Origin of the sequence: Variovorax soli, from assembly GCF_031454625.1 — a bacterium.
GTDB classification, from domain to species: domain Bacteria; phylum Pseudomonadota; class Gammaproteobacteria; order Burkholderiales; family Burkholderiaceae_C; genus Variovorax; species Variovorax soli_A.
Genome location: NZ_JAVDRF010000003.1, coordinates 1 through 25698 on the forward strand (window position 1 = coordinate 1; position 25698 = coordinate 25698).

Genomic DNA, 25698 nt, shown 5'->3' on the forward strand with positions numbered 1-25698 from the left:
GTCGACGACAAGGAGCTGCTGGAGCTCGTCGAGATGGAGGTGCGCGAGCTGCTCGACAAGTACGAGTTCCCCGGTGACGACACCCCCATCATCCATGGCTCGGCCAAGCTGGCCCTGGAAGGCGACAAGGGCGAGCTCGGCGAGGGCTCCATCATGAAGCTGGCCGAGGCGCTGGACACCTACATCCCCACGCCCGAGCGTGCGGTGGACGGCACCTTCCTGATGCCGGTCGAAGACGTCTTCTCCATCTCCGGGCGCGGCACGGTGGTGACCGGCGCGGTCGAGCGCGGCGTCATCAAGGTCGGCGAGGAAATCGAGATCGTGGGCATCCGCCCGACGCAAAAGACCACCTGCACCGGCGTGGAGATGTTCCGCAAGCTGCTCGACCAGGGCCAGGCGGGCGACAACGTCGGCGTGCTGCTGCGCGGCACCAAGCGTGAAGAAGTCGAGCGCGGCCAGGTGCTGTGCAAGCCCGGCTCGATCAAGCCGCACACCCACTTCACCGCCGAGGTGTACGTGCTGAGCAAGGACGAGGGCGGGCGTCACACGCCGTTCTTCAACAACTACCGTCCGCAGTTCTACTTCCGCACCACCGATGTGACCGGTGCGATCGAGCTGCCCAAGGACAAGGAGATGGTCATGCCCGGCGACAACGTGTCCATCACGGTGAAGCTGATCAACCCCATCGCCATGGAAGAAGGCCTGCGCTTCGCCATCCGCGAGGGCGGCCGCACCGTGGGCTCGGGCGTGGTGGCGAAGATCCTCGACATCTGATCGAACGCAAAGGAATCACCATGGCCACCAAGCAAAAAATCCGCATCCGCCTCAAGGCGTTCGACTACAAGCTGATCGACCAGTCGGCTGCCGAGATTGTGGACACCGCCAAGCGCACCGGCGCGATCGTCAAGGGCCCCGTCCCCTTGCCGACCCGCATGAAGCGGTTCGACATCCTGCGTTCGCCGCACGTGAACAAGGCGAGCCGCGATCAGTTCGAAATCCGCACGCACCAGCGCTTGATGGACATCGTCGACCCGACCGACAAGACCGTGGACGCGCTGATGAAGCTGGATCTGCCGGCCGGCGTGGACGTCGAGATCAAACTGCAGTAAAGCCACTTTGGCTGTGTAGGAATAGGCCCGCCCGCGGAAGCGCCGGCGGGCTCCTTTTTTTGTTCGCGAGTGTGGCATCCTTCGGCGACGGCAATCTGCCGGGCATGGACACTCAGGGGTGAGAGATCATGAAGACTTGGTTCCTGCGGTCCTCGGCATTGGTTGCAGTGGTCATGCTCGGAGCGTGTGGCGGTGGAGGCGGCGGTGGCGGCTTCTTCCCGATTGCCGCCTTGCCCGGGTCCGGCACAACAACGGTGACGCTGAACGGCAAGGCGACATTTGATTCGGTGCCCAATACCACGGGCGCGCTGGACTACGCGGCCACGAGCCCCAAGCCGGTCCGGGGCGCTGTTGTCGAGGTGCTCGATGCGAATGCGGCCGTGCTGACCAGCACGACCACCGACGGCGACGGCGCCTACTCCGTCTCCGTTCCCGCCAATACGACCGTCAGCGTGCGCGTCAAGGCCCAGATGTTGCAGAGCGGCTCCGGAGCGAGCTGGGACATCAGCGTGCGCGACAACACCCAGAGCGATGCCCTTTATTCGATGGAGAGCGGCACTTTCTCCACCGGCGGAGCGGCGCTGACGCGCAACGTGCATGCGCCTTCCGGCTGGAATGGTTCGAGTTATGGGTCGACTCGCGTGGCCGGGCCGTTCGCAGTTCTCGACACCGTTTATGCGACCCAGGCCAAGGTCCTCTCGGTCGCGCCGAGCACGGCCTTTCCCCCGTTGCGCGTCTTCTGGAGCATCAACAACGTTCCGGCTTCCGGCAATCCGGCGCTGGGGCAGATCGGAACGACCTTTTTCACCAGTTCGACCGCATCAGGTTCGTCGCGCGCCATTTATGTATTGGGCAAGGAGAACGTCGACACCGACGAATACGACAGTTCGGTCGTCGCCCACGAATGGGGACACTATTACCAGTCGGCCTTCAGCCGTGACGACTCGCCGGGGGGCAGCCATTCTCTGAACGAACTGCTGGACCGGCGCCTGGCTTTCTCCGAGGGATGGGGCAACGCCTGGTCGGGGATCGCGCTGGCGCGCAGCAACTACACGGATTCGGCCGGTGCGAACCAAGCCTTGGGATCCAACCTCGACCTGACCACGGGGGCGGCATCCAATCCTGGCTGGTACCGCGAGGGCTCGATCCAATCCATCCTGTGGAACCTCAACAACCAGGTCGGATTCAAGCCGATCCATGACGCACTCACCGGCTCCTTCAAGACCGGTACCGCGGTGACTTCTATTCATCCCTTCTCCGTCGCCTTCAATGCCGCGGCGCCTGGCAGCGCTTCGGCGCTGAACGCGCTGCTCGCCGGCCAAGGCATCACCGTTCCGAACAGCCCCTTCGCCGACAACGAGACGAACAGTGGCGGACTCGGCACCTTCGCGATCCCGATGTACAAGCTCGCGACGGTTGGCGCCGGCACGCAGGCCTGCGTGACGAACCAGGCCGATCCAGGACGCGCCGGCAACAAGCTGGGCAGCTACGCCTACCTGCGCTTCACCGCCCCGACACAGAAGAACTACAGCATCGCGGTCACCGGTGGGCCGCCCTCCTCGGACCCGGACTACGTGGTCTACCAAGGAGGCCGCGTCGGGCAGGGCCTTTCCACGGTGCCCGGCAGCGAAGCCGGCTCTGTCGGCCTGTCGGCCGGCGAGGCCGTTCTGGTGGTCAATGACTTCAACAACTCGACGGCGAACACCTGCTTCACCGTCACCATCAATTAAGGAGCACAGCCATGCGTGCATCTCGCAGGCTCGGAGTCATCGCCATGTCGGCGCTGGCCATGGGCGTCTCCTTGCAGGCCTGTGCCGACGCCAAGCCCGCCCGCGCCTCGTCCGCGGGGATGACGGCCGCGCCGATGAAGCCGGGCGGCTCCGGCATCGCCGTTCAGTACCGCATCGATGGCACGCCGCAGGCAGGCAGTGCTGTCTCGGTCGTCCTGAGCTTCGACGGTGTCAGTGATCCTGCCGGTGGCACCGTGAAGCTGACGGCTGATGGTGGCCTCGCCATCGCTGGTTCACCCGGCCCCCACGCGCTTCCAGCCGGCAAGGCCTCGACACTGACGGTCCAGGTCGTTCCGGATGCCGACGGCACCGGTTACCTGCATGTGTTTACCACCCAGAACGGCGCGACCAGCGCGACGTCGGTTGCCATCCAGGTTGGCAAGGCACCTTCCGCCATGCCCGCCGGCAGTGGGCTGAAGCAGACGCCCGATGGGGACAAGATCATCTCGATGCCGGTCAAATGAGCTCAGCCGGCCAAGCCGGCCGGCTGCTTGCATTCTCGGATTCTTGCCGGCTATAATCGACGGCTCTGCCCAAATTGCGCCTTCTGGCGTTCCTTGGCGTAGAGCTTTATCAACCTTCTTCCGCATATCAAACGCTGTCGCCAATTGAAGTGGCAGCGGCGGGAGTCTTGGAGAAAAACCATGAGTCTGAGCAACTCCCTCGGGTTGCTGGGCCGCAAGGTGGGGATGATGCGTCTCTTCACCGATGACGGGGACGCCGTTCCCGTCACGGTGGTGGATGTGTCCAACAACCGTGTGACCCAGATCAAAACCCAAGAGACCGATGGCTACGTCGCACTGCAAGTGACGTTCGGCGCGCGCAAGGCATCGCGCGTGACCAAGCCCGAAGCAGGCCATCTCGCCAAGGCTGGCGTCGAAGCCGGCGAAATCATCCAGGAATTCCGCGTCACCGCCGATGCGGCCGCCCAGCACAAGGCTGGCGGCGCAATCGCCGTTGGCAGCGTGTTTGCGGTAGGCCAGAAGGTCGACGTGCAGGGCACCTCGATCGGTAAGGGTTACGCAGGCACCATCAAGCGCCACAACATGTCCTCTCAGCGCGCCTCGCACGGCAACAGCCGTTCGCACAACGTACCGGGCTCCATCGGCATGGCGCAGGACCCGGGTCGCGTGTTTCCGGGCAAGCGCATGACCGGCCATCTGGGCGACGTCACCGTGACGACGCAGAACCTCGACGTGATCCGTATCGACGAAGCGCGCCAGCTGCTTCTGATCAAGGGCGCGATTCCCGGTGCCAAGGGTGGCTTCGTCACCGTGCGCCCGGCCGTCAAGGCCAAGGCTGCACCGGCGGCCTAAGGAGCAAAAGAAATGCAACTCGAACTCCTGAACGAACAAGGCCAGGCCGCGTCCAAGTACGACGCGCCCGAGACCGTGTTCGGCCGTGACTACAACGAAGATCTGGTGCACCAGGTCGTCGTGGCCTACCAGGCCAACGCCCGCCAGGGCACGCGCGCCCAGAAGGACCGCGAACAGGTCAAGCACTCGACCAAGAAGCCGTTCAAGCAAAAGGGAACGGGCCGCGCCCGTGCCGGTATGACGTCCTCGCCGCTGTGGCGCGGGGGTGGCCGCATCTTCCCGAACATGCCTGACGAGAACTTCTCGCAGAAGATCAACAAGAAGATGTACCGCGCCGGAATGGCATCCATCTTCTCCCAGCTGGCGCGCGAAGGCCGCGTGGCCGTGGTCGATTCGATCAAGGTCGACTCGCCCAAGACCAAGGCGCTGGCTGCCAAGTTCAAGGCGATGAATCTCGAGTCCGTGCTCGTGATCGCCGAGGAAGTCGACGAGAACCTGTACCTGGCCTCGCGCAACCTGGTGAACGTGCTCGTGGTCGAGCCGCGTTACGCCGATCCGGTGTCGCTGGTCCACTACAAGAAGGTGCTGGTCACCAAGGGTGCCGTCGACAAGCTCAAGGAGATGTTCGCATGAGCCGCATGAATCCCACGCCGCAGCAGCGTCAGTTCGACGAAGGTCGCCTGATGAACGTGCTGGTCGCACCGATCGTGTCCGAAAAGGCCACGATGGTCGGCGAGAAGTCGAATGCAGTCACTTTCAAGGTGTTGCAGGACGCCACCAAGCCCGAGATCAAGGCGGCCGTCGAACTGATGTTCAAGGTCGAAGTGAAGGGCGTGTCGGTGCTCAACACCAAGGGCAAGACCAAGCGCTTTGGCAAGTCGGTCGGCCGCCGCGATAACGTTCGCAAGGCCTACGTGACGCTCAAGGCCGGTCAAGAGCTCAACCTGGTCGGGGAAGGCGCTTAATCATGGCCGTCATCAAGATGAAACCCACTTCGCCGGGCCAGCGCGGCGCGGTGAAGATCTCGCGGGATCACCTGTACAAGGGTGCGCCGCATGCAGCGCTTCTGGAGCCCCAGTTCCAGAAGGCAGGCCGTAACAACAACGGCCACATCACGACCCGCCACAAGGGCGGCGGCCACAAGCACCACTATCGCGTGGTGGACTTCGTGCGCAACAAGGACGGCATCCCGGCCAAGGTCGAACGCATCGAGTACGACCCGAACCGCACCGCCCACATCGCGCTCGTGTGCTACGCCGACGGCGAGCGCCGCTACATCATCGCCCCGCGCGGCTTGGAAGCCGGCGCGACGCTGCTGAGCGGCTCGGAAGCCCCGATCCGCGCCGGCAACACGCTGCCGATCCGCAACATCCCCGTGGGTTCGACCATCCACTGCATCGAGCTGCAGCCGGGCAAGGGCGCGCAGATCGCTCGCTCGGCGGGCACCTCGGCCACGCTGCTGGCCCGTGAAGGCGTCTACGCCCAGGTCCGCATGCGCTCGGGCGAAGTCCGTCGCGTCCACGTCGAGTGCCGCGCAACCATCGGTGAAGTCGCCAATGAAGAGCACAGCCTGCGCCAACTCGGCAAGGCCGGTGTGAAGCGCTGGATGGGTATCCGCCCGACCGTTCGCGGCGTCGTGATGAATCCGGTCGATCACCCGCACGGTGGCGGCGAAGGCAAGACCGGCGAAGGCCGCCATCCGGTCGACCCCTGGGGCAATCTCACCAAGGGTTATCGCACCCGCAACAACAAGCGCACGCAGGTCTTCATCGTGTCGCGTCGCAAGAAGTAAGGGACAGCACAATGACTCGCTCTCTCAAGAAAGGTCCCTTCGTCGATCACCATCTGGTGGCCAAGGCCGACAAGGCCGTGACGAACAAGGACAAAAAGCCGATCAAGACCTGGTCGCGCCGCTCGATGGTCCTGCCCGAGTTCATCGGCCTGACGATCGCCGTGCACAACGGCAAGCAGCACGTGCCTGTCTACATCACCGATCAGATGGTCGGCCACAAGCTCGGCGAATTTGCGCTCACGCGCACGTTCAAGGGCCACCCCGCGGACAAGAAAGTCCAGAAGAAGTAAGGAACGACCATGTCTGAAACACGTGCAGTCCTCCGCGGCGTCCGCCTCTCGGTCGACAAGGGCCGTCTGGTCGCCGACCTGATCCGCGGCAAGAAGGTCGATCAGGCGCTCAACATCCTGCAGTTCACGCAGAAGAAGGCCGCCGTGATCGTGAAGAAGGTGCTCGAGTCGGCCATCGCCAACGCCGAGCACAACGACGGTGCCGACATCGACGAGCTGAAGGTCAAGACCATCTACGTCGAACAGGGCGCCACGCTCAAGCGCTTCACCGCGCGCGCCAAGGGCCGCGGCAACCGCATCAGCAAGCCGACGTGCCATGTGTACGTGACGGTCGGCAACTAAGAAGGCCTGGAAGAATATGGGACAGAAAATCCACCCCACCGGCTTCCGGCTCTCGGTGAGCCGCAACTGGTCCAGCCGCTGGTATGCGAGCAACCGCGACTTCGCGGGCATGCTGGCCGAAGACATCAAGGTGCGCGAGTACCTGAAGAAGAAGCTCAAGAATGCGTCCGTGTCGCGCGTGCTGATCGAGCGCCCCGCCAAGAACGCGCGCATCACGATCTACTCGGCACGTCCGGGCGTCGTGATCGGCAAGAAGGGCGAGGACATCGAGAACCTGAAGCGAGAGCTGGGCAAGCAGCTGGGCGTTCCGGTCGCCGTGAACATCGAGGAAGTGCGCAAGCCCGAAATCGATGCGCAGTTGATCGCCGACAGCATCACGCAGCAGCTCGAGAAGCGCATCATGTTCCGCCGCGCCATGAAGCGCGCCATGCAGAACGCCATGCGTCTGGGTGCGCAGGGCATCAAGATCATGTCGGCAGGTCGCCTGAACGGCATCGAGATTGCCCGCACCGAGTGGTACCGCGAAGGCCGCGTGCCGCTGCACACGCTGCGCGCGGACATCGACTACGGTACCTCGGAAGCCAAGACCACCTACGGCGTCATCGGCGTCAAGGTCTGGGTCTACAAGGGTGACACGCTGGGCCGCAACGACCTGCCGGTCGTCGAGACCCCGCGTCCCGAAGAAGAGCGCCGCCCGCGTGGCCCGCGCCGTGACGGCCGCCCCGGTGGCGACCGTCCGGGCTCGGACCGTCGCGGCCTCCGCGCCGGTGCCCGCGGTCCGATGGGCGGCAATGTCGCCCCGGCCGATGGCAGCGACAAGCCCGCCGAAGCCACCGGCGCACAGCCGGGTGCAGACTCGAAGCCCGCCGTTAAGCGCGTCCGCAAAGCCGCGCCCGCTGCAGCAGCGGACGGCTCCAAGACCGAGTGATCGGTCTTAGAACTACGGAGTAAGAAACATGCTGCAACCTGCACGCAGAAAGTTCCGAAAGGAACAGAAGGGCCGCAACACCGGCATCGCGACCCGCGGCAACGCGGTGTCCTTCGGTGACTTCGGCCTCAAGTCGATCGACCGCGGCCGCCTGACGGCACGCCAGATCGAAGCCGCCCGTCGTGCGATCTCGCGTCACGTCAAGCGGGGTGGCCGCATCTGGATTCGCGTGTTCCCCGACAAGCCGATTTCCACCAAGCCCGCCGAGGTGCGGATGGGTAACGGCAAGGGCAACCCCGAGTACTACGTGGCCGAAATCCAGCCCGGCAAGGTGATCTACGAGATTGTCGGTGTGCCCGAGGAACTCGCCCGCGAAGCGTTCCGCCTGGCTGCTGCCAAACTGCCGCTGCGCACCACCTTCGTCGCGCGCCAGCTCGGCGCCTGATCGAGGAGAACACTCATGGCAACACGAAAGAAGAAGGACACGGCGGCTACGGCCAAGGTGTCGAAGGCCGCAGCGCTGCGCGACAAGGACGTCGCCGCGCTTCAGACCGAAATCAAGGATCTGCAGAAGGCCCATTTCGGCCTGCGCATGCAGAAGGCCACTCAACAGCTGTCGAACATGGCAACGTTGCGCGTCACCCGTCGTGACATCGCCCGCGCCAAGACCATTCTTGCGCAGAAGCAGCAAGAAGCCGCCAAATAAGGAGTGAACATGACGGAAGCTAAAAAATCCCTCAAGCGCACCCTGATCGGCAAGGTGGTCAGCGACAAGCGCGAGAAGACCGTGACGGTGCTCGTCGAGCGCCGTGTGAAGCACCCGATCTACGACAAGATCGTGATCCGCTCGAGCAAGTACCACGCCCATGACGAAAAGGGCGAGTACAAGATGGGCGATCTGATCGAGATCACCGAGAGCCGGCCGATCTCCAAGTCGAAGAACTGGGTGGTGACCCGCCTGGTCGAGAAGGCCGTGCTGGTCTAATCAGACAGCGGCAACGCAGCCCATCGAAAGCGGCCCACAATGTGGGCCGTTTTTCATTTTCAGGAGCACTTTCCATGATCCAAGTCGGCGACACCCTTCCTTCCGCGACCCTGCAGGAGTATTCCGAGGTCGAAGGCGAGAGCTGCAGCATCGGACCCAACCCGGTCGACGTGCGCAAGGCTGCGGCGGGCAAGACGATCGCGATCTTCGGCTTGCCGGGCGCCTTCACGCCGACCTGTTCGGCCAAGCACGTGCCGGGCTACGTGCAAAACCATGAAGCATTCAAGGCCGCCGGCGTGGACGAGATCTGGTGCGTGAGCGTCAACGACGCGTTCGTGATGGGCGCCTGGGCACGCGACCAGAAGACCGGCACCAAGGTTCGCATGCTGGCCGATGGCAGCGGCGTGTTCGCGAACGCAACCGGGCTGACGCTGGACTTGACGGCCCGCGGGATGGGTGTGCGCAGCAACCGCTATTCCATGCTGGTGAAAGACGGCAAGGTCGCCGCGCTCAACGTCGAAGAGCCCGGCAAGTTCGAGGTCAGCGACGCCGAGACCTTGCTCAAGCAGGCGCGCGGCTGAACGAGCGCCCTCAAAGCTCTGCCTTGAGGTAGTGCGCCCCCGGAATCGGGTTGTGATAGTAGGGCGGCACCTCGACGAAGCCCAGGTCTTCGTAGAGCGCCCGCGCCGATTCCATGTCGTCCAGCGTGTCCAGTAACACGCAGGCGTAGCCGGCGCCGCGTGCTGCGTCCAGCATGGCCTCGGCCATCTGACGGCCGAGCCCGAGGCCGCGGAAGGGAGGGCGCACATAGAGCCGCTTCATCTCGGCGGCATTGGGATAGTCGGCCGTGTCCAGGGGACGCAGCGCGCAGCAACCGGCCACGTAGGCCATGCTGCCCTGCGCGCGCCGGATCATCGGTGCGTCGATCCGCTGCGCGGCGGCGTCTCGGCTTTCGGCATCGGCCAGCGCCAGCAGCAACGCGCCGCGCGGCTCCGCGTAGTCCCCGGGCAGCGTGGCCAGTTCCTCGTCGAAGTTCTGAAAGCACAGGTCGATGCCCAGCGAGTCCGCGTAGTCCCTGAAGATCGCGCGGGTTGCCTCCAGCTCATGCGGGTCGTCGGGCGTCACCAGCACGATGTCCGGCGTTCCTTCCAGCGGCAAGGGTCGGGAGACGGAAAAACTCATGCTCTCAGTGACGCGATCCACGCCGCGAAGGCGGCTCAGGCCGTGACAATGCCCCGAGCGGCGTGCGCCCGATGAGATGGTCCGGGTGCGGCCGTCCGCACAGGTCGTTCATGACCGAGACGATGGCCGGTGAATGGGCAAAAGCAGCGAAACGCGACCAGCGTCCTCCGACGAAGCCCCAGATCACACGAAAAAGCAGCAGCAAAAGCACCGCGTAGCCGATTCGAAAGTGCCACTCCATGACGCCACCGAAGCCGGTCGCGAGCTGCCCGGTCACCGCCACCGCGACAACCCAGTGAAACACGCGCGTCGGCAGATCCGACATCCGCGTGCGGGTTGCGCTCGCGTCGTCCAGACTCGCGGGTCGCGTGGCGGACTCAAGGGCGGGTGGCATCGAGGGAGGCTGGCGCGAAGCGTCGGAACGCGCAGATTAGCAAAGTCGCAGCCCTCGTGCCTACGGGTTGTCGCTAAGGATCCTTCGCCGTCACCAGCCCCTCAACTGCCCGCGCCGCCGCGTGTCATGGGCGATGCACCATATCGGCTTCGGCCCGGCACCGAAGGCGGCAAGGCCAAGCCGGAGATCTGGAAGGAGCAGGCGAAGTTCAAGGAACTCGACGAGAAGCTGGTCAGTGAGACCGGCAGGCTCCTCGCGGCTTCGAAGGCCGGCAACCTGGACACGCTCAAAACTGCAGTCTCGGCCGTGGGCGAGACATGCAAGTCTCACGACATTTTCCGCAGCAAGTAAAAGCCAGGGCCGCTGTCGAAGCCCCTTTTGCCGGACTATGCCTCGGCGAGCAGCTTCTCGATCAGCCGGTGCAGCTCGGCGAAGTCGGGCTCGCCGACATAGCGCTTCACGATCTCGCCGCGCTTGTTCACGATGTAGGTGGTGGGCGTCAGCTGGACGTCTCCCCAGGCCTGAGCCACCGTGCCGGTGTTGTCGATCGCCACCTTGAAGGGCAGCTTGCGCGTCTGCGTGAAGTTCACCACGTAGCTGGGCGGGTCGTAACTCATGGCCACCGCCAGCGTGTCGTAGCCCCGGTCCTTGTACTTGTCGTAGGTGGCGATCACCTTGGGCATTTCGGCCACGCAGGTGACGCAGCTGGTGGCCCAGAAATTCACCAGGGTCACCTTGCCCTTGAGATCATCCGTGCTCTTCTTGCTGCCGTCGAGCAGCACGAAGGTCGAGGCTGGCGCGGCCGACACGCCGGTGCTCAGGTACACGCCCACGCCGGCAGCCAGGGCAATGGCAAGTGCGGCGGGAAGGACAAGCTTTTTCATGGACAGCAGGATGGAGGAGCGGCACGATTTTAGTCCCGTCTGCTGTGCCGCGCCAGTCGGCGGCCGTTCGTCGCGGTGGTGCGCGGGGGCGGTTCGATAATCGGCCCTCGATGCCCCTGCCATTTCGTTCCCGATGGGCGCCGCTCATCCTGCTTGCCGCAGCCCTTGGCGCGTGCAGTCCGGTCTTCAACTGGCGTGAAGTCCCGATCGCGGACGACGGCCTGGTCGCGCTGCTGCCCTGCAAGCCCGACCACGCGACACGCAACCTCCCCCTGGGCGGCGGCAGCGTATCGGTTGCCGTGGACGTGACGGGCTGTGAGGCCGGAGGTGCCACCTTTGCGGTGGCCCATGCGACCGCCGAGGACGCCGCTCAGGCGGAAGCCTGGATGCACGCTTGGCGCGCCGCCACCCGCAGTCAGTTGACCGGCGCCGCGATCGCGGAGACCCAGGCCACGCTCCCTCGAGCCGCAGGCTCCCCGGCGCCTGTGCGCTTGGAGGCGCCGCAGCAAGGGCCCGGCGGTCCGATGCCCGCCCATGTGCTGTGGTTCGCCCAGCAACGGGCCGGCAAGATGGCGCTCTACCAAGCGACCGTGCTGGGCCGACCCACGTCGGCCGAGGCGCCGGGCGTCTTCTTCGAGGGCCTGCGGCTCCCATGAACGCCTGCTCACGGGGTCTGGCGGCGGCATGGCGGTTTCCAGGCCTTTGCTCCGCCTGCTCCGGGTGCTGATGGCGGGGCGCATCGTCTTCTGCGGCGCGCTGGGGGCTGCTGCCGGTGGTGCTCTTTGTTATCTTATTTCTACTTCCTCCGGGCGCCCCCGCATAATCGACGAACCAGCCTCTGACTCGCATGAACAGCATTTTCATCATCGCCCACTCGCCGCTCGCCCATGCGATGCGGCAGTGCGCGCTGCATGTGTTCCCCGACAGCGAGTCCTCGATCGCGGCGCTGGACGTGCTGCCCAACGTATCGCCCGACGAAACCCTGGCGGCGGCGCGCATCACGCTGGCCCAGTTGCAGCGCACGCCGCGCTCGCAGGTGCTCGTGCTGGCCGACGTGTTCGGCGCCACCCCTTGCAACGTGGCGCAGAAGCTGGTCGATGGCGTGCGTTCGCGGCTGGTGGCTGGCGTCAATCTGCCGATGCTGCTGCGTGCCGTAAGCTACCGCAATGAACCGCTGGATACCCTGGTGCAGCGCGCGCTCACCGGCGGCACCGCGGGCGTGATGCAGGTGGCGGTGGCGGCACCCCAGAATCAGGCAAGAAGAAAGCACAGTGATCAAGACATCCGTGACCATCAGCAATAAGCTGGGCCTGCACGCGCGGGCCTCGGCCAAACTCACAAAACTTGCAGGCAGCTATCCGTGCGAGGTCTGGCTGGCGCGCGGAGACCGCCGCGTCAATGGCAAGAGCATCATGGGCGTGATGATGCTGGCCGCAGGGATCGGAGCGACCGTGGAGATCGAGACGGACGGCGAACAGGAGCAGGAGGCGCTCGACGCCATCGTCGCATTGATGAACGACAAGTTCGGAGAAGGCGAATGACCTTTGCCGTCCATGGGCTGCCGGTTGCCCGTGGGATCGCGATCGGGCGCGCCGTGCTCGTGGTCTCGAGCCGCCTCGATGTGGCGCATTACTTCATCAAGCCGGAAGAGGTGGAAACCGAAATCGATCGGGTGCGCATCGCGCGCAATGCGGTCGCCGAGGAACTGCAGAAGCTGCAGGCCAGCGTGGCGCTGATGGGTCCCAACGACGCGCCGCACGAGCTCACCGCGCTGCTCGAAGTGCACCTGATGCTGCTGCAGGACGAGGTGCTCACCGGCGGCGTCAAGCACTGGATCGTCGAGCGCCTGTACAACGCAGAGTGGGCGCTGACCACGCAGCTGGAGGTGGTGGCGCGCCAGTTCGACGAGATGGAGGACGAGTACCTGCGCGAGCGCAAGGCCGACCTCGAGCAGGTGGTCGAGCGCCTGCTGCACCGCATGAAGGGCACGGCCGCAGTGCTGGCGCCCACCCCGCCGCGGCGCAAGCGCACGGCCGAAGACGAGGACAGCGACCCCACCGCCCGCGATGCCATCGACGCTCCGCTGGTGCTGATCGCCCACGACCTTTCTCCGGCCGACATGCTGCAATTCAAGAAGAGCGTGTTCGCCGGCTTCGTCACCGACGTCGGCGGGCGCACGTCGCACACCGCGATCGTCGCACGCAGCATGGACATCCCGGCCGTGGTCGGCGCCCGCAGCGCCAGCCAGCTGGTGCGGCAAGACGACTGGGTCATCATCGACGGCGATGCCGGCGTGGTGATCGTCGATCCCTCGCCCATCATCCTGGCCGACTACGGCTTCAAGCAGAGACAGGGCGACCTGGAGCGCGGGCGGCTCGCGCGGCTGCGCCACAAGCCGGCCATCACGCTCGACGGCCAGAAGGTCGATCTCCTGGCCAACATCGAAATGCCCGAGGACACCCTGGGCGCCGTCAAGGCGGGCGCGGTGGGAGTCGGGCTGTTCCGCAGCGAGTTCCTGTTCATGGGCCGCGAGGCCCAGCGCCTGACCCGCCTGCCCGACGAGGAGGAGCAGTACCAGGCGTACCGGCGTGCGATCGAGGGTATGCAGGGCATGCCGGTCACCATCCGCACCGTCGACGTGGGCGCCGACAAGCCGCTGGACGGCAGGGCGGTGCGCGACGACGAGGCCCACCTCAACCCCGCGCTGGGCTTGCGTGCCATCCGCTGGAGCCTGGCCGACCCGGCGATGTTCCTGACCCAGGTGCGGGCCATCCTGCGGGCGGCAGCGCACGGCGAGATCCTGCTGCTGATCCCCATGCTCGCGCACGCCAGCGAGATCCGCCAGACGCTGGCGCTGATCGACTTTGCGCGCGCCGAGCTCGACAACCGCGGCGTTGTCTACGGCAAGGTCAAGCTGGGCGCCATGATCGAGGTGCCGGCCGCCGCGCTCACGCTCAAGATCTTCCTCAAGCATTTCGACTTCCTGTCGATCGGTACCAACGACCTGATCCAGTACACGCTGGCCATCGACCGCGCCGACGAATCGGTGGCGCATCTCTACGACCCGGCCCATCCGGCCGTGCTTCGCCTGGTGGCCGAGACCATCGCCGAGTGCCGGCGCCAGGGCAAGGGCGTGAGCGTGTGCGGCGAGATGGCCGGCGATGTCGCCTTCACGCGGCTGCTGCTGGGCATGGGCCTGCGCAGCTTCTCGATGCATCCTTCGCAGATCCTGGCGGTCAAGCAGGAGGTCCTGCGCGCCGACACGAGCAAGCTGGAGGCCTGGACGCAGGCGGTGCTCGAGGCCGACGACCCGGCCGCGCTGCTGGCGCCCGCGGCCGCGCCGCAATAAAACGAAACACGCCGAAACTGCCGCGAAAGGACTTCGCGGCTGCCGGCTCGCACCATCGAGTCTCCCTGATCGATCCCGATCGCACTGAAGGAAGACTCCCATGAAACCCTGGTTCAAACGTTCCCTCTTCGGTTTTGCCGGCGCGGCGCTGCTCGCCGGCAGTCTGGCCGGCTGCGCCAGCCATCGCCACGGCTGGAGCGGCGGCTCCGAGCAGGACCGCGCCGAATTCCGCGCGCGCATGGTCGAGCGCGTGGGCAGCAAGCTCGAGCTCGATGCCACGCAGAAGCAGAAGCTCAACGTATTGGCCGAGAAGATCCAGGCCCAGCGCCAGGCGCTGCGCGGCGGCGGCGATCCGCGCGCGGAATTCCGGGCCCTGTTCGCAGGTGCCAAGCTCGACCAGGAGCGCGCGAAGAAGCTGGTCGAGGACAAGACGGCCGCGATCCGCTCGGGCAGCCCCGAGGTGATTGCGGCAGCCGCCGACTTCTTCGACAACCTGAATCCGACTCAGCAGCAGAAGGTGCGCGAGTTCATGGAGCGTGGCCGGCGCTGGGGTCGTGGATGAGCTCTCCCAGCCTTCACTCGCTTCGTGTCGCAACGCCGACCCCCGCCCCGGGGGCAACGCCGGCAGCCCGGCAAAGCCGATTCAGCGGTGCTCCCCGAACGGGCCTGGCTTCGCCAGCCGGTGCGGTCGTGGGAGCGCCGCGATCCGTGCTGCGCCTCGAAGGCCTCGCCGTGCTCGCAGCGGCCGTGGCGGCCTACCAGTACCTCGGCGCGAGCTGGGGCGCCTTCGCGATGCTGTTCCTGCTGCCCGATCTGAGCTTCCTCGGCTACCTGGCCGGGCCGAGGGTCGGTGCCGCCGCCTACAACGCCGCGCACTCGTACATCGGCCCGGTCGCGCTGCTGACGTCGGGACTGGTCGGCGAGAGGCCTGCCGTGCTCGCCTTCGGATTGATCTGGGCCGCGCACATCGGCCTGGACCGCGCCCTGGGTTACGGACTCAAGTACGGCAGCGAGTTCGGGGCCACCCACCTTGGCCGCATCGGCCGCACCGACCCATGGTGAGCGCCGCGATGCACGTCGGCGCCTGCCAGCGGGACCATGTGCCGGTCTTCGCGCAGCAATGGCGGCCAGCCTGATCACCAGCCTCCTGTTCGCGGCTAGGCACAATCGCACTCGCATGCCCCGCATCCTGCTGATCGACGACGACGAGCACCTGGCCGCGCCGCTGGCGAGCTACTTCGCGCGCTTCGACTGCGTGCTGGAAAGCGCTCAGCGGCCCAGCGAGGGGCTGGCGAAGCTGCGGGCCCAGGCCTACGACGCCGCCATCCTCGACGTCATGCTGCCCGAGATGGATGGGTTCGCGCTGTGCCGCGAGATCCGCAAGGAGAGCGACATCCCGATCGTGATGCTGACGGCGCGAGGCGACGTCATGGACCGGGTAGTCGGCCTCGAGCTCGGCGCCGACGACTACCTGCCCAAGCCCTTCGAGCCACGCGAGCTGGTGGCGCGGGTGCAGACCATCCTGCGTCGCCAGCGCGCCTTGCCGGCTGCGGCGCCTGCGCAGCGCCGTGTGTTCGCGGGCCTGTCGATCGATCTCGACCGGCGCGAGGTGCTGCGCCAGGGCGAGCGCGTGGAGCTGACCGGCACCGAGTTCGAACTGCTGGCGCTGCTGGCCGATCCGCCCGGCAAGGTCTGGAGCCGTGACGACATCCTGAACCGCCTGCGCGGGCACGAGGCCGAGCTCTACACGCGCGCCGTCGACATCGTGGTGAGTCGTCTGCGCAAGAAGCTGGAGCCGCTGGATTGCATCAAGACCCTGCGCAACGCGGGCTACATGCTCGCGGTCGGCAAGAGCGATCCGTGACCCGGCTCCAGCCCTCCCATCGCCGCTGGCGCCATCGCTGGCGGCACTCGCTGCGGCTGCGGCTGATCACCGTCTTCGTGCTGCTCGCCATGGCGATGGCGGCGGTGTTCCTCGGCGGGATGCAGCGCGCCTTCTCCACCGGCTGGCGCGGCGCGGCGCAGCCGCTGGTCGGCGACTACCTGGACCGCCTGGTGGCCGAGCTCGGCACGCCGCCCGACGTGGCGCGCGCAGAGGCGCTGGTGAGGCGGCTGCCGATCTCGATCCGCATCGAGGGTCCGGTGGTCAATTGGGACTCGCATCCGCAGCGCCGCTGGCGCGACTACGGTCCCCGCAGCGGCGACTGGCTCACGCGCAGCACCGCCGACGGCCATCGCGTGACCTTCGGCCTCGGCACCCTGCCGTGGCAGCGCGAGCCGCACGGGATCGGATGGATCACGCTGGCGCTGCTGCTGGTCTTGATCGTGATCGCCTACGCCTACGTGCGGCGACTGCTGCGGCCGCTGGACGACATCCGCGATGGGGCCGAGCGCTTCGGGCGCGGCGTCTTCGACCAGCCGATCCCGCTGCGGCGGCGCGACGAGCTCGGCGATCTGGCGCAGCGCATCAACACCATGGCGCACGACATCCAGGGCATGCTGGACGCCAAGCGCGCGTTGCTGCTCGCCCTGAGCCACGAGCTGCGCTCGCCGCTCACGCGCGCGCGCCTCAATGCCGAACTGCTGCCGGCCACGCCCGAGGGCGAGACCGAGCGCGCCGCGCTTTTGCGCGACCTCGCCGAGATGCGCGACCTGATCAGCGACCTGCTCGAGAGCGAGCGCCTCGCCAGCCCGCATGCAGCGTTGCAGCGCGAGTCGGTGGACCTGGCGGCGCTGGTGCGCGACGTGGTGGCCGAGCATCCCGAGGGCGGGCGCGTCGTGCTCGACCTGCCCGAGGGCTTGCCTGCGCTGGCGGTGGACCGCCTGCGCATTCGTCTCCTGGTGCGCAACCTGCTCGAGAACGCGCTGCGCTACGGCGGCGATGCGTCCGAGCCGCCGCGCATCGCGCTGCGCGCGGCAGAGCAAGGCGGCCTCATGCTGGAGGTGCGCGACTTCGGCCCCGGCGTCGATGCAGCGCAGCTGGAGCGCCTGACCGAGCCCTTCTACCGTACCGACAGCGCGCGCCAGCGCGCCACCGGCGGGGTCGGCCTGGGCATGTACCTCTGCCGCCTGGTGGCCGAGGCGCACGGCGGCACGCTCGCGGTGCGCAATGCCGAGCCGGGCTTGGCGGTCAGCGCCGTTCTGCCTGGCGCCTGAACGCCGGCCGTCCGCGCGCGGCGGCCACGGCGCGGTCCACTTTCGAGCTGTCGCGTGCGCTACGCCCGCGCTTGCGGGTGGCGGCTACGATCCCTTCCCCTTACATCGCAGGCAGGAGATACGCCCATGAGCAGCACCCTCAGCAATCGCCAGGTCCGCCTCGCCAAGCGCCCCGAAGGGGCCGCCACCCGCGACAACTGGCAGTTCACCACCGAGCCGGTCGGCGAGCCGGCCGAGGGCGACGTCCTGGTCAAGATCCTGTCGCTCTCGCTGGACCCGGCCATGCGCGGCTGGATGAACGAGGGCAAGAGCTACATCCCGCCGGTCGAGATCGGCGCCGTGATGCGCGCCGGCGGCGTCGGCCGCGTGATCGCCTCGCGCAACCCGGCCTTCGCGGTCGGCGATACCGTCTACGGTACTCTGGGCGTGCAGGAGTACGTCCTGATCCCGCAGGAAGAGATCAAGCGCAACGGGCTCGTCAGGATCGACCTGCGCGCCGGCTCCATCACCCAGTGGCTCAACGTGCTGGGCATGCCGGGCATGACCGGCTATTTCGGCCTGATGGACATCGGCCAGCCCAAGCCTGGCGAGACCGTGGTGGTCTCGGGCGCCGCGGGCGCGGTCGGCCAGACCGTGGGCCAGCTGGCGAAGATCAAGGGCTGCCGCGCGATCGGCATCGCCGGCGGCCAGGAGAAGTGCGACTGGGTCGTCAAGGAGCTCGGCTTCGACGCCTGCATCGACTACAAGGCCGGCCCCTCGGCCGTGCGCGATGGCCTCAAGACCCATTGCCCCAAGGGGATCGACATCTACTTCGACAACGTGGGCGGCGAGATCCTCGATGCCGCGCTGGCCCGGCTCGCGCGCGGTGCGCGCATCATCATCTGCGGTGCGATCAGCCAGTACAACAATGCCAACAGCGCTCCGGCGCAGGGCCCGAAGAACTACCTGAGCTTGCTGGTGAACCGGGCGCGCATGCAGGGCATGGTGGTGTTCGACTACGCCGACCGCTACCACCTCGCCGTCGCCGAAATGGCGGCCTACCTGAAGGACGGCCGCATGAAGAGCCGCGAGGACGTGGTCGAGGGCATCGAGACCTTCCCCGAGGCGCTGACGCGTCTGTTCACGGGGCAGAACTTCGGCAAGCTGGTGTTGCAGGTGGCTGCCGACTGATCGAGGGTTCGGGAAGGCCTTCGCGTGCCCTTGGGTCCTGGGCGCAGGGATGTCCGGTCAAGCCCGTATGCGAGCCCCCATCACCGCCGCCGACAGGATCAGGAACGCCGCCAGCGCAATGGTCCAGCTCAGCGGCCGCTGCGTGACCAGCATCAGCAGCGCCGTCGAGGCCAGCGGCGTGATGTAGCTCAGGATGCCGATCTGCCGCGCGTCGCCGCGCTTGAGCGCCATGTCCCAGAGAAAGAAGGCCGCGCCGAGCGGCCCCAGGCCGCACAGCGCGACCAACAGCCAGTCGCGCGTCGACAGCGCCGCCTGCGGCTCCAGCAGAGCGTGGCAGAGGAGTGCGAGCACGCCCGACACCAGGCCGAACAAACCGATGGCCGCAGTCGGGAAAGCGGCCACGCGCTTCGTCCACAGCGAATAGCTGGCCCAGATGAAGGCCGAGCCCAAGGCGGGCAGGAAGCCCCAGTAGCCGGCATCGGCCGCGCCGGATCCGGCGCCGCGCGCGCCGAGGATCGCGATGGCCGCGCCCGAGAAGCCGAGCATGGCCGCCGCCACGTGCAGCGGGCGCAGCCAGGTCCCCGGCAGCAGCAGCGGCGCCAGCACCACCATCAGCAGCGGCCAGAGGTAGTTGACCAGGTTGGCCTCCACGGGCGGCGCATGCCGCAGCGCGATGAACAGCAGGAAATGAAAGCCGAACAGTCCGTACACGCCCAAGGCCAGCGTGCGCCCCGGCACGGCCCAGGCCCGGCGGTTGTGCAGCACCCGCGGCCAGCTCATGACGCTGCCGATGATGAGGGCGAGGCCGGTCAGCAGGAAGGGCGGCAGGTGCGAGAGCGCGGTGCCCAGCGAGGCGAGCGTGGCCCACAGCGCGATGGCAGCGAGGGCGTAGAGCGTGGAGGACATGGGCCGTGAGCTTAAGCGACGCGGCTTTCGCGAAGGCCCGTCAGCCCGCCAGCAAGGAAGCGGTCCGTTCTCCGGGCGCCGGCCTCCGTCACCCGAGCCGCAGCAGCAGCGCCGAGGCCGCGCAGACCACGAGGAAGGGGATGCCGAGGCGGTGGAACTCGCGCAGCCCGTGCTGCACCTTGGCCAGCCGCAGCGCGATGAGGTTGGCGAGCGAACCCAGCACGCAGCCGAAGCCGCCCACGCTGACGCCGGCGGCCAGTGCCGGCAGGTCGTGCAGGTAGCGGTCGAGCAGGATGGTGGCGGGGACGTTGCTGATGAGCTGAGAGACGGCGATCGCGGCCAGGTAGGCGCGCCAGCCTTCGCCGATCGGCCACTGCTGCAGCAGCGCGGCAATCGCCGGCAGCTCCGCCAGCTGACGCAGGTCCACGAACATCAGCGCGATGATCGCGAGCAGCGCCCAATCGATGCCCAGCAGCACGCGCGGGCGCAGCAGCAGAAAGGCGCCGAACACCAGGCCGAGGCCGGCCGCCAGCCAGCGCTGGTCGAGTGCGATCACGAAGGCCACGAAGAGCAGGGCCGACAGCGCCAGCAGCCGCGGCTGCACGCGCTCGGGATCGCTCGCGGGCTTGAGCCGAATCTCCACCCGAGGCACCAGGAAGCGCACCGCGGCGAAGAGCCAGAACAGCATGACCGCCACCGTCGGCGCCATCATTCCCATGAAGCCCAGGAAGCTCTCCCCCGAGCGGTGCCAGAGGTACAGGTTCTGGGGATTTCCGATCGGCGTGAGCGCCGACCCGGCGTTGACGGCCAGCGCCTCCAGCACCACCAGCCGCGCCAGCGGCAGGTGGGCCTGCGCGGCCAGCACGCGGGTCAGCGGCACCAGCAGGAACAGGCTGACGTCGTTGGTGACGAGGGCCGAGAGTCCCGCGGCGCTCGCGACGAGGAAGAACACCAGGTGGCGCAGCTCCGTGGTGCGCGCGAGCAGCCGCGCGGCGAGGGACTGCAGCATGCCGCTGCGCTCGACGCCCTGCGTGATGGCGAGCAGGCCGGCGAGCGCGCCCAGCGTCTGCCAATCGACCAGGTTCAGGTAGTCCAGCGGCGCGCGCGGACGCACGAGGGCAAAGACCGCGGCGACCGCCAGCAGCACCCAGAGCAGGCCGTGGCCGCCGCCGTGCTCGGCCGCCGCCGTTTCGGCCCCGGCTTCAACGCGCGTCGAACTCACGCAGCTCGCGCTTGAGCACCTTGCCGATCGCGCTGCGCGGAAGCTCGTCGATCAGGTGCAGGCGTGCCAGCCGCTGCGTCTTGCCGAGCTGGGCGTTGGCCCATTGCAGCAGCGCCTCGCCCGAGGTGTCGTTGCCGGCGCGCCGCACCACGAAGGCCACCGGGGTCTCGCCCCATTGCTCGGAGGGGGCACCGACCACCGCGGCCTCGGCCACCGCCGCGTGGCTGCGCAGCACGGCTTCGAGGTCGCTCGGGTAGATGTTGAAGCCGCCGCTGATGATCATGTCCTTCTTGCGGTCGAACAGGGTGAGGAAGCCCTCCTCGTCGAAGCGGCCCACGTCGCCGGTGCGGATGAAGCGCTTGCCCGTCGGGTCGAACCACTCGGCCTCGCGCGTCTTCTCGGGCTGATGGTGGTAGCCGGTCATCATGCCGGCCGAGTGGCCCACCACCTCGCCGGCCTCGCCGCGTGCGACCTCGCGGCCCGCTTCGTCGATCAGGCGGATGTCGCTGCCCTCGGCTGGCTGGCCCACCGTGTGCAGCTTGTCGGGATGCAGGTGCGCTTCCAGGATGCAGGTGCCGCCGCCTTCGGTCATGCCGTAGAACTCGATCAGGCCGCCCGGCCAACGCTTCAGCACGTCGGCCTTGAGCGCCGCGCCGAAAGGGGCGCTGGTGCTGAACTTGAAGCGGAAGCTGGAGAGATCGTGCCGGTCGAAGTCCGGGTGCGCCATCAGGCGCTGGTACTGCACCGGCACCAGCATCGTGTGCGTGACGCGGTGCCTTTCGGCCAGCGCCAGGTAGCCGGCCGCATCGAACTTCGGCATCAGGATCACGCAGCCGCCGAAGGCGATGGTCGGGAAGAACACGACCAGCGTGGTGTTGGAATAGAGCGGCGTCGACAGCAGCGTGACCGTCTCGGGCCCGTAGCCGTACTTTGCTCCGCGCCGTACATGGGCCCAGCGCATGCCGTGGCCTTGCACGATGCCCTTGGGTTCGCCGGTGGTGCCCGATGAATAGATGATGTTGAAAGGCCAGGCGGGTTGCGGCGCCACCGCCGCGGGCTGCGACCCGGCCGGTGCAAGCCAGGCCTCGAGCGCGAGTCCGGCCCGGGAGCCGTCGAGCGCAACGCGCGGGATGGCGCCATCGGCGGGCGGACCGATCGCCTCGGCCGCGGCCGCATCGAGGAACAGCATGCGCGCTTCGGCGTCTTCGATCATCCGCGCCAGGCTGGCGGGCGTGGAGCCAGGCGCCAGCGGCGCGACGGCGACGCCGGCGCGCAGGGCGCCGAGGAACAAGGCCGCGTAGTTCACACTCGATGCGGCGCAGATCGCGATCGCATCGCCGGCGCGCAGGCTGTCGCGCTGCAGGCTCGCGGCGACGCGGTCCATGAGGGCGTCGAGATCGCCGTAGGCCAGGGTGCGCGTCGGATCGACCAGGGCGGGCCGCTCGGGCGATGCATGCGCATGCCACCGCACCAGGTCGGCGATCACGCCGAAGTCGCGGTCCATCGCCGCTTGGAAGTCGCTCATGTGCGCAGGATACCGAAGTCGGGCTTCGGCATCCGCTTCTCAGCGGTCCGTTTCGCGGTACCAGTAGGTTCTCTTGCGAATGTTCTTGACGGGGATGACCGGCTTTTGCGCCCCGAGGCCGGACTTGCCGTCGGCGCCGGTACCGCCGCCGCCGCCGATCAGGAAGGGCAGCTTGCGCTCGGTGCCGCCGACGTTGACGGTGACGATGCCGAAGACGGGCGAGGGCGCCAGACCGCCGCCGTCGAGCGTGCGGAAGCTCGAAGCGCCGGTGAGGAAGTTCACCGCGTAGCTGCGTGCCGTGCCGAGGTTGGCCTGGCAACTGGTGCTGCTGGGGACGATCGGTTGATTGGTGCCGAAGTAGACCAGGCCGCCGACGGTGGTCGGTGCGTTCACGCCTTTTTCGCCGGCACCGGCCAGGGTGACGAAGAAGCCGCTGAGCGACCCGTCGTAGGGGATGGTGTTGGTGGCCCTGAAGAGCGCCGTCGGTGCCACGTCGGCGCTGCTGCTCGTATCGTCGCGCACCGTCGTCCAGCCGCTCGCGCTCATGCCGACCTTGGTGTCCTTGATCATGTAGAAGCGGTTCACGATGCTGGTGGCCTGATGGCTCAGCAGCGGGTGCTCGCGGTCCCCGGTGATGTCCAGCAACACGTCGTAGGTCTTCGTCAGCACCACGTCCGGGGGAAAGAAGAACTTGCGCTTGGTGGTACTGCTTCCGCCCAGGGCGGCGACCTGGGTGGCCTGCCAGGTGCTCACGTCGCCGGTGCCGGTCGGCTGAAGGTCCACGCGCCAGATGTTGCCGCCGGTGTCGGCTGCGTAGAGCCGGTCGATGTAGCCATCGAAGTCGCGATCCACCAGCGTGACGTCGGCCGGGATCGCATAGTTCATCTCTGCCAGCTTGCATGGATTGCCCGTGCAGGTGCTGCCTGTGCCGCCCGGGCCGGCCTGCCACACGATGTCGCCGGTCACCGCATCGACGATGAAGATCCCGCGGCCCATCGTGTCGGTGTTCGGCGGCTCGGCATCCTCGTTGGTGTCATAGCCGGCGCCGAAGATGAGCACCGGGTTCGCATGGCCCTTGATCATCGCCACCTTCGGCTGCGACCATGTCTGCCCGAGTTCCGCGAAGCCGGTGCTGGTATTGCTGCGCTTCCACATGAACTTGGGGTTGGTCGGATCGCTCACGTCGAGCGCGTAGAGCAGGCGGCCGCCGCGCCGGGCCGAGAGGAAGATGTAGGCCTTGCCGGTGACGCTGTTCTGGTAGACGCTGGGCGCGCCGTCGAAGAAGTAGTTCTTCGCGCTGCCGGTGCTCAGGGTGCCCAGTTTCAGGGTCGGGCTGTTCTGGTAGAGCCGCTGCAGGCCCGGGTAGAACTCCGGCGGCACGAAGCTCCACAGTTCGCCGCCCGGCGGAACGCTGGTGGTGGCGCCGGTGGCGTCTTTCATCGTGAGCGCGCAGGTCGACGACACCGTGCAGTTGCCCATGGGCTTGCTGCTGTCGGTCGTGTTGTTCGGCTGGTTGCCGTTGATGGCGCGGAACATGCCGTCGTTGGCACCGTAGAACACCACCACGCCGGTACTGCCGCCGTAGTTGATCACCGCCGGGCGGGAGTGCAGGACGTCGCCGTGGACGGAGCCGCGGACCGTGATGCTCGCGTCGGGCGGGCTGCTTCCTTCACGGCCCGCTGCGACGTCGCCGGCCGCGTACGTGTCGTCTCCGCGTACCCAGTTGATGAGGTTGGCGGCTGTCACGGTGCTGGCGGTGATACCCAGCGCCGTCGACGTGAGATTCGTGTTGCCTACCGCAAAGGGCATGGAGCTCAACGACGCGTTGGCGCTGCAACTGCTGCCGATGCAGGTGTAGACATTGCGCGCGGTCGTGGCCGTGGTGGTTGCCGCGGTGGCCGGGTAGCTGTCGCTCAGGTACTTGAGCCGGATCTGTTGACTGACGCCACCTTTCTCCACGACCTGCCCATCCGCCCAGTCGTAGCCGTCGCTGGCGCCCTGCGCCTTGAAGGCGTTGAGCCAGAAGCCGCCCTTGGAGTCGGGCAGGGACGCGATGGACTTGGAAGTCCAGAAGCTCACGGCGGAGGGCGAGATGAAGCCGGTGCCTGCTGCGCTCAGTGCCCGGTTGGCGTTGGTACCGATCGAGTAGGTGCCCCACGACGCATCGGCCAGGAACAATTGCGGCGCCGACGGGTCGGTGATGTCCACGCCGAACTGGTACTGCTTGAGGTTGCCCAGCCAGCGGGGATTGACGTCGGCGTCGGGGCGAAACATGCCCATGTAGATCTGGTTGAGGTACGTGCCCTGCGTGTTGGCGCTCACCGGCAGTACCGGCGCCGCGAACACGCTGTTGACGGCCTGCACCTCGTTGAAGACCTGGCCGAGCGCGTCGATCAGGGCCTGGACGTCTCCGAGCTTGACCAGGAAATACTTGCCGCCACCCTGGTTGGCCATGCTGACCATCAGCTGTTCGTAGTCCGGATTGCTGCCGTCGGTAAGGATGATGGTGTAGGTCGTGATGCCCGGGTACGGCGTTGCAAGATTGGCCGAGGTCCCCGTGTACATGAAGTTCGCCCATTCGTCGGCGTAGTCGCTACGGTACTTGCTCGAGGCCGTGCTGTAGGGCGAAAGCGGCGACTTCCAGTTCGGCAGCGCCAATTGCGCGGGCAGTGCGCTCAGGCCTTCTGCGCTCTGCAGGGCCATGCCGCCCATGTTGCCGCTGTCCTGCGGCTTCTGGTTGTTGGTCGCGAGCGTGATGTAGAGAACGAAGTTCCTGGCGCAGGCCTGCTGGTTCGCCAGACCCGGGTAGGTGGTGCCGGACAGGCCGGTCTTGCCCTGGTAGAAGGCCCAGGCTTCCTGCATCGCCTGCGCGATCTGGTTGTTGTTGCCCTTGTCCTGGCTGAGGCTCAGCGACTCGATGCGCCGGAGCATCTTGCCGACGCCCTTGGTGTTATCGGTGGTGGTGCCATCCATGAGCTGGAGCGAGCCCGGGGCCGGCGATGCCGGAGGCACGACGAAGGTCCCGCCATTGGTAGGGCCGCCCGGAAAGTACATCAGGCCCAGGTTGATGTTGCCGTTGAGGGCCTTGTTGGTCCCGATGGCGGAGACCGCGCCGTACAGTCCGCACTGCTCGAAGCCCAGGTTCTTGCCGGGATCGTTGACCGTCAGGGAGGGGCACGTGAAGCTCGAGCTCGCGCTGGCCGCCGCCGCGTTGTCGAGAATGATCAGCATGTTCGGCGCGGCTCCGCTGGACGTGCCCTGGTAGATGTCGATGTCCTCGGCCCTGACCGCGGCGCTGGCCAGCGTGAGCAGGGCCAAGGCGCCCAGTTGGGAAATTCGTGAAGGGCGCATGGGGTCC

31 protein-coding genes and 1 pseudogene are annotated in these 25698 nt (G+C 67.0%); 25 read left to right on the forward strand and 7 right to left on the reverse strand.

Features of this window, described 5'->3' with window-relative positions; translation table 11 throughout:
- The 15 genes from J2739_RS07030 to J2739_RS07100 all read left to right on the forward strand — a co-directional run.
- Positions 1 to 774 (forward strand): elongation factor Tu (locus tag J2739_RS07030; RefSeq protein WP_309899986.1); only part of this gene is annotated, 774 nt, incomplete at its 5' end.
- 20 nt (positions 775 to 794) lie between these two features.
- Positions 795 to 1109 carry a 30S ribosomal protein S10 gene (rpsJ, locus tag J2739_RS07035; protein ID WP_029708110.1) on the forward strand — a complete coding sequence of 105 codons (315 nt, stop codon included), beginning with the start codon at positions 795 to 797 and terminating at the stop codon, positions 1107 to 1109.
- A gap of 128 nt (positions 1110 to 1237) precedes the next feature.
- On the forward strand, positions 1238 to 2839 hold the full coding sequence (locus tag J2739_RS07040; RefSeq protein ID WP_309899988.1) for a hypothetical protein: 1602 nt from the start codon (positions 1238 to 1240) through the stop codon (positions 2837 to 2839).
- Positions 2840 to 2850: 11 nt separating this feature from the next.
- A complete protein-coding gene (locus tag J2739_RS07045) occupies positions 2851 to 3363 on the forward strand; it encodes a hypothetical protein (protein ID WP_309899990.1) in 513 nt (170 codons plus the stop codon).
- Between the two features lie 180 nt (positions 3364 to 3543).
- The gene (rplC, locus tag J2739_RS07050; RefSeq protein WP_309901068.1) at positions 3544 to 4215 is read left to right on the forward strand and encodes a 50S ribosomal protein L3; all 672 of its coding nucleotides are present in this window, start codon (positions 3544 to 3546) and stop codon (positions 4213 to 4215) included.
- Between the two features lie 12 nt (positions 4216 to 4227).
- Positions 4228 to 4848, forward strand: a complete 621-nt coding sequence (rplD, locus tag J2739_RS07055; protein ID WP_309899992.1) for a 50S ribosomal protein L4 — start codon at positions 4228 to 4230, stop codon at positions 4846 to 4848.
- Between the two features lie 5 nt (positions 4849 to 4853).
- Positions 4854 to 5180, forward strand: a complete 327-nt coding sequence (gene rplW / locus J2739_RS07060; RefSeq protein ID WP_181360687.1) for a 50S ribosomal protein L23 — start codon at positions 4854 to 4856, stop codon at positions 5178 to 5180.
- A gap of 2 nt (positions 5181 to 5182) precedes the next feature.
- Complete coding sequence (gene rplB / locus J2739_RS07065; protein WP_028250945.1) at positions 5183 to 6007, forward strand: 50S ribosomal protein L2; 825 nt, start codon at positions 5183 to 5185, stop codon at positions 6005 to 6007.
- An 11-nt stretch (positions 6008 to 6018) separates the two neighbouring features.
- Positions 6019 to 6297 carry a 30S ribosomal protein S19 gene (gene rpsS / locus J2739_RS07070; RefSeq protein ID WP_062478874.1) on the forward strand — a complete coding sequence of 93 codons (279 nt, stop codon included), beginning with the start codon at positions 6019 to 6021 and terminating at the stop codon, positions 6295 to 6297.
- A 9-nt stretch (positions 6298 to 6306) separates the two neighbouring features.
- Positions 6307 to 6639 carry a 50S ribosomal protein L22 gene (gene rplV / locus J2739_RS07075; protein WP_019657678.1) on the forward strand — a complete coding sequence of 111 codons (333 nt, stop codon included), beginning with the start codon at positions 6307 to 6309 and terminating at the stop codon, positions 6637 to 6639.
- 16 nt (positions 6640 to 6655) lie between these two features.
- Complete coding sequence (rpsC, locus tag J2739_RS07080) at positions 6656 to 7567, forward strand: 30S ribosomal protein S3 (RefSeq protein ID WP_309899994.1); 912 nt, start codon at positions 6656 to 6658, stop codon at positions 7565 to 7567.
- A 28-nt stretch (positions 7568 to 7595) separates the two neighbouring features.
- Entirely contained in the window at positions 7596 to 8012 is a 417-nt protein-coding gene (gene rplP, locus J2739_RS07085) for a 50S ribosomal protein L16 (protein ID WP_068674864.1), read from the forward strand.
- A gap of 57 nt (positions 8013 to 8069) precedes the next feature.
- Entirely contained in the window at positions 8070 to 8273 is a 204-nt protein-coding gene (rpmC, locus tag J2739_RS07090; protein WP_309901070.1) for a 50S ribosomal protein L29, read from the forward strand.
- A 9-nt stretch (positions 8274 to 8282) separates the two neighbouring features.
- On the forward strand, positions 8283 to 8552 hold the full coding sequence (gene rpsQ, locus J2739_RS07095; RefSeq protein WP_068674862.1) for a 30S ribosomal protein S17: 270 nt from the start codon (positions 8283 to 8285) through the stop codon (positions 8550 to 8552).
- Between the two features lie 74 nt (positions 8553 to 8626).
- Positions 8627 to 9133: a peroxiredoxin gene (locus J2739_RS07100; RefSeq protein WP_309899996.1), complete on the forward strand. Its 507-nt coding sequence runs from the start codon at positions 8627 to 8629 to the stop codon at positions 9131 to 9133.
- Between the two features lie 10 nt (positions 9134 to 9143).
- Here J2739_RS07100 and J2739_RS07105 read toward each other — a convergent pair whose 3' ends face one another.
- Complete coding sequence (locus J2739_RS07105; RefSeq protein WP_309899998.1) at positions 9144 to 9734, reverse strand: GNAT family N-acetyltransferase; 591 nt, start codon at positions 9732 to 9734, stop codon at positions 9144 to 9146.
- A 4-nt stretch (positions 9735 to 9738) separates the two neighbouring features.
- Positions 9739 to 10059: a cytochrome b/b6 domain-containing protein gene (locus J2739_RS07110; protein WP_309900000.1), complete on the reverse strand. Its 321-nt coding sequence runs from the start codon at positions 10057 to 10059 to the stop codon at positions 9739 to 9741.
- Between the two features lie 225 nt (positions 10060 to 10284).
- Here J2739_RS07110 and J2739_RS07115 point away from each other — a divergent pair.
- Positions 10285 to 10479: pseudogene (locus tag J2739_RS07115) on the forward strand (cytochrome c); the annotation flags it as partial.
- Positions 10480 to 10514: 35 nt separating this feature from the next.
- Here the strand turns inward: J2739_RS07115 and J2739_RS07120 are convergent.
- Entirely contained in the window at positions 10515 to 11012 is a 498-nt protein-coding gene (locus tag J2739_RS07120) for a TlpA disulfide reductase family protein (protein ID WP_309900002.1), read from the reverse strand.
- A gap of 110 nt (positions 11013 to 11122) precedes the next feature.
- On the opposite strand from J2739_RS07120, the gene J2739_RS07125 reads away from it, so the two are divergent.
- From J2739_RS07125 to J2739_RS07165, 9 genes are all read left to right on the forward strand, one after another.
- Positions 11123 to 11668 carry a hypothetical protein gene (locus J2739_RS07125; protein WP_309900004.1) on the forward strand — a complete coding sequence of 182 codons (546 nt, stop codon included), beginning with the start codon at positions 11123 to 11125 and terminating at the stop codon, positions 11666 to 11668.
- A gap of 191 nt (positions 11669 to 11859) precedes the next feature.
- Entirely contained in the window at positions 11860 to 12315 is a 456-nt protein-coding gene (locus J2739_RS07130; RefSeq protein ID WP_309900006.1) for a PTS sugar transporter subunit IIA, read from the forward strand.
- Positions 12284 to 12553, forward strand: coding sequence for an HPr family phosphocarrier protein (locus J2739_RS07135; RefSeq protein ID WP_309900008.1), 270 nt, complete (start codon positions 12284 to 12286; stop codon positions 12551 to 12553). Before J2739_RS07130 ends, J2739_RS07135 begins: the two co-directional genes overlap by 32 nt.
- Positions 12550 to 14361 (forward strand): phosphoenolpyruvate--protein phosphotransferase, encoded by a 1812-nt coding sequence (ptsP, locus tag J2739_RS07140; RefSeq protein ID WP_309900011.1) that lies wholly within the window; start codon positions 12550 to 12552, stop codon positions 14359 to 14361. The genes J2739_RS07135 and ptsP overlap by 4 nt, the downstream gene beginning before the upstream one ends.
- A 100-nt stretch (positions 14362 to 14461) precedes the next feature.
- Entirely contained in the window at positions 14462 to 14923 is a 462-nt protein-coding gene (locus J2739_RS07145; RefSeq protein WP_309900013.1) for a Spy/CpxP family protein refolding chaperone, read from the forward strand.
- Between the two features lie 146 nt (positions 14924 to 15069).
- Positions 15070 to 15423 carry a DUF4260 domain-containing protein gene (locus tag J2739_RS07150; protein WP_309900015.1) on the forward strand — a complete coding sequence of 118 codons (354 nt, stop codon included), beginning with the start codon at positions 15070 to 15072 and terminating at the stop codon, positions 15421 to 15423.
- A 115-nt stretch (positions 15424 to 15538) separates the two neighbouring features.
- A complete protein-coding gene (locus J2739_RS07155; RefSeq protein ID WP_309900017.1) occupies positions 15539 to 16225 on the forward strand; it encodes a response regulator transcription factor in 687 nt (228 codons plus the stop codon).
- The gene (locus J2739_RS07160) at positions 16222 to 17517 is read left to right on the forward strand and encodes a HAMP domain-containing sensor histidine kinase (protein ID WP_309900019.1); all 1296 of its coding nucleotides are present in this window, start codon (positions 16222 to 16224) and stop codon (positions 17515 to 17517) included. The genes J2739_RS07155 and J2739_RS07160 overlap by 4 nt, the downstream gene beginning before the upstream one ends.
- A gap of 126 nt (positions 17518 to 17643) precedes the next feature.
- Positions 17644 to 18687 carry an NADP-dependent oxidoreductase gene (locus tag J2739_RS07165; RefSeq protein WP_309900021.1) on the forward strand — a complete coding sequence of 348 codons (1044 nt, stop codon included), beginning with the start codon at positions 17644 to 17646 and terminating at the stop codon, positions 18685 to 18687.
- A 57-nt stretch (positions 18688 to 18744) separates the two neighbouring features.
- On the opposite strand, the gene J2739_RS07170 is transcribed toward J2739_RS07165, so the two are convergent.
- The 4 genes from J2739_RS07170 to J2739_RS07185 all read right to left on the reverse strand — a co-directional run bounded on the left by J2739_RS07170 (position 18745) and on the right by J2739_RS07185 (position 25691).
- Positions 18745 to 19593, reverse strand: coding sequence for a DMT family transporter (locus J2739_RS07170; protein ID WP_309900024.1), 849 nt, complete (start codon positions 19591 to 19593; stop codon positions 18745 to 18747).
- An 88-nt stretch (positions 19594 to 19681) separates the two neighbouring features.
- The gene (locus J2739_RS07175; RefSeq protein WP_309900026.1) at positions 19682 to 20815 is read right to left on the reverse strand and encodes an SLC13 family permease; all 1134 of its coding nucleotides are present in this window, start codon (positions 20813 to 20815) and stop codon (positions 19682 to 19684) included.
- Positions 20796 to 22319: a class I adenylate-forming enzyme family protein gene (locus J2739_RS07180; RefSeq protein WP_309901072.1), complete on the reverse strand. Its 1524-nt coding sequence runs from the start codon at positions 22317 to 22319 to the stop codon at positions 20796 to 20798. The genes J2739_RS07175 and J2739_RS07180 overlap by 20 nt, the downstream gene beginning before the upstream one ends.
- A gap of 60 nt (positions 22320 to 22379) precedes the next feature.
- Positions 22380 to 25691, reverse strand: a complete 3312-nt coding sequence (locus J2739_RS07185) for a pilus assembly protein (protein WP_309900028.1) — start codon at positions 25689 to 25691, stop codon at positions 22380 to 22382.
- Positions 25692 to 25698: the final 7 nt, after the last annotated feature.

Excerpts from the sequence above, each read along its gene's own strand:
- rpsJ (WP_029708110.1), top strand. The coding sequence starts at position 795 with ATGGCCACCAAGCAAAAAATCCGCATCCGCCTCAAGGCGTTCGACTAC.
- J2739_RS07040 (WP_309899988.1), top strand. The coding sequence starts at position 1,238 with ATGAAGACTTGGTTCCTGCGGTCCTCGGCATTGGTTGCAGTGGTCATG.
- J2739_RS07045 (WP_309899990.1), top strand. The coding sequence starts at position 2,851 with ATGCGTGCATCTCGCAGGCTCGGAGTCATCGCCATGTCGGCGCTGGCC.
- rplC (WP_309901068.1), top strand. The coding sequence starts at position 3,544 with ATGAGTCTGAGCAACTCCCTCGGGTTGCTGGGCCGCAAGGTGGGGATG.
- rplD (WP_309899992.1), top strand. The coding sequence starts at position 4,228 with ATGCAACTCGAACTCCTGAACGAACAAGGCCAGGCCGCGTCCAAGTAC.
- rplW (WP_181360687.1), top strand. The coding sequence starts at position 4,854 with ATGAATCCCACGCCGCAGCAGCGTCAGTTCGACGAAGGTCGCCTGATG.
- rplB (WP_028250945.1), top strand. The coding sequence starts at position 5,183 with ATGGCCGTCATCAAGATGAAACCCACTTCGCCGGGCCAGCGCGGCGCG.
- rpsS (WP_062478874.1), top strand. The coding sequence starts at position 6,019 with ATGACTCGCTCTCTCAAGAAAGGTCCCTTCGTCGATCACCATCTGGTG.
- rplV (WP_019657678.1), top strand. The coding sequence starts at position 6,307 with ATGTCTGAAACACGTGCAGTCCTCCGCGGCGTCCGCCTCTCGGTCGAC.
- rpsC (WP_309899994.1), top strand. The coding sequence starts at position 6,656 with ATGGGACAGAAAATCCACCCCACCGGCTTCCGGCTCTCGGTGAGCCGC.
- rplP (WP_068674864.1), top strand. The coding sequence starts at position 7,596 with ATGCTGCAACCTGCACGCAGAAAGTTCCGAAAGGAACAGAAGGGCCGC.
- rpsQ (WP_068674862.1), top strand. The coding sequence starts at position 8,283 with ATGACGGAAGCTAAAAAATCCCTCAAGCGCACCCTGATCGGCAAGGTG.
- J2739_RS07100 (WP_309899996.1), top strand. The coding sequence starts at position 8,627 with ATGATCCAAGTCGGCGACACCCTTCCTTCCGCGACCCTGCAGGAGTAT.
- J2739_RS07105 (WP_309899998.1), bottom strand. The coding sequence starts at position 9,734 with ATGAGTTTTTCCGTCTCCCGACCCTTGCCGCTGGAAGGAACGCCGGAC.
- J2739_RS07110 (WP_309900000.1), bottom strand. The coding sequence starts at position 10,059 with ATGTCGGATCTGCCGACGCGCGTGTTTCACTGGGTTGTCGCGGTGGCG.
- J2739_RS07120 (WP_309900002.1), bottom strand. The coding sequence starts at position 11,012 with ATGAAAAAGCTTGTCCTTCCCGCCGCACTTGCCATTGCCCTGGCTGCC.
- J2739_RS07125 (WP_309900004.1), top strand. The coding sequence starts at position 11,123 with ATGCCCCTGCCATTTCGTTCCCGATGGGCGCCGCTCATCCTGCTTGCC.
- J2739_RS07130 (WP_309900006.1), top strand. The coding sequence starts at position 11,860 with ATGAACAGCATTTTCATCATCGCCCACTCGCCGCTCGCCCATGCGATG.
- ptsP (WP_309900011.1), top strand. The coding sequence starts at position 12,550 with ATGACCTTTGCCGTCCATGGGCTGCCGGTTGCCCGTGGGATCGCGATC.
- J2739_RS07145 (WP_309900013.1), top strand. The coding sequence starts at position 14,462 with ATGAAACCCTGGTTCAAACGTTCCCTCTTCGGTTTTGCCGGCGCGGCG.
- J2739_RS07155 (WP_309900017.1), top strand. The coding sequence starts at position 15,539 with ATGCCCCGCATCCTGCTGATCGACGACGACGAGCACCTGGCCGCGCCG.
- J2739_RS07165 (WP_309900021.1), top strand. The coding sequence starts at position 17,644 with ATGAGCAGCACCCTCAGCAATCGCCAGGTCCGCCTCGCCAAGCGCCCC.
- J2739_RS07170 (WP_309900024.1), bottom strand. The coding sequence starts at position 19,593 with ATGTCCTCCACGCTCTACGCCCTCGCTGCCATCGCGCTGTGGGCCACG.
- J2739_RS07180 (WP_309901072.1), bottom strand. The coding sequence starts at position 22,319 with ATGGACCGCGACTTCGGCGTGATCGCCGACCTGGTGCGGTGGCATGCG.
- J2739_RS07185 (WP_309900028.1), bottom strand. The coding sequence starts at position 25,691 with ATGCGCCCTTCACGAATTTCCCAACTGGGCGCCTTGGCCCTGCTCACG.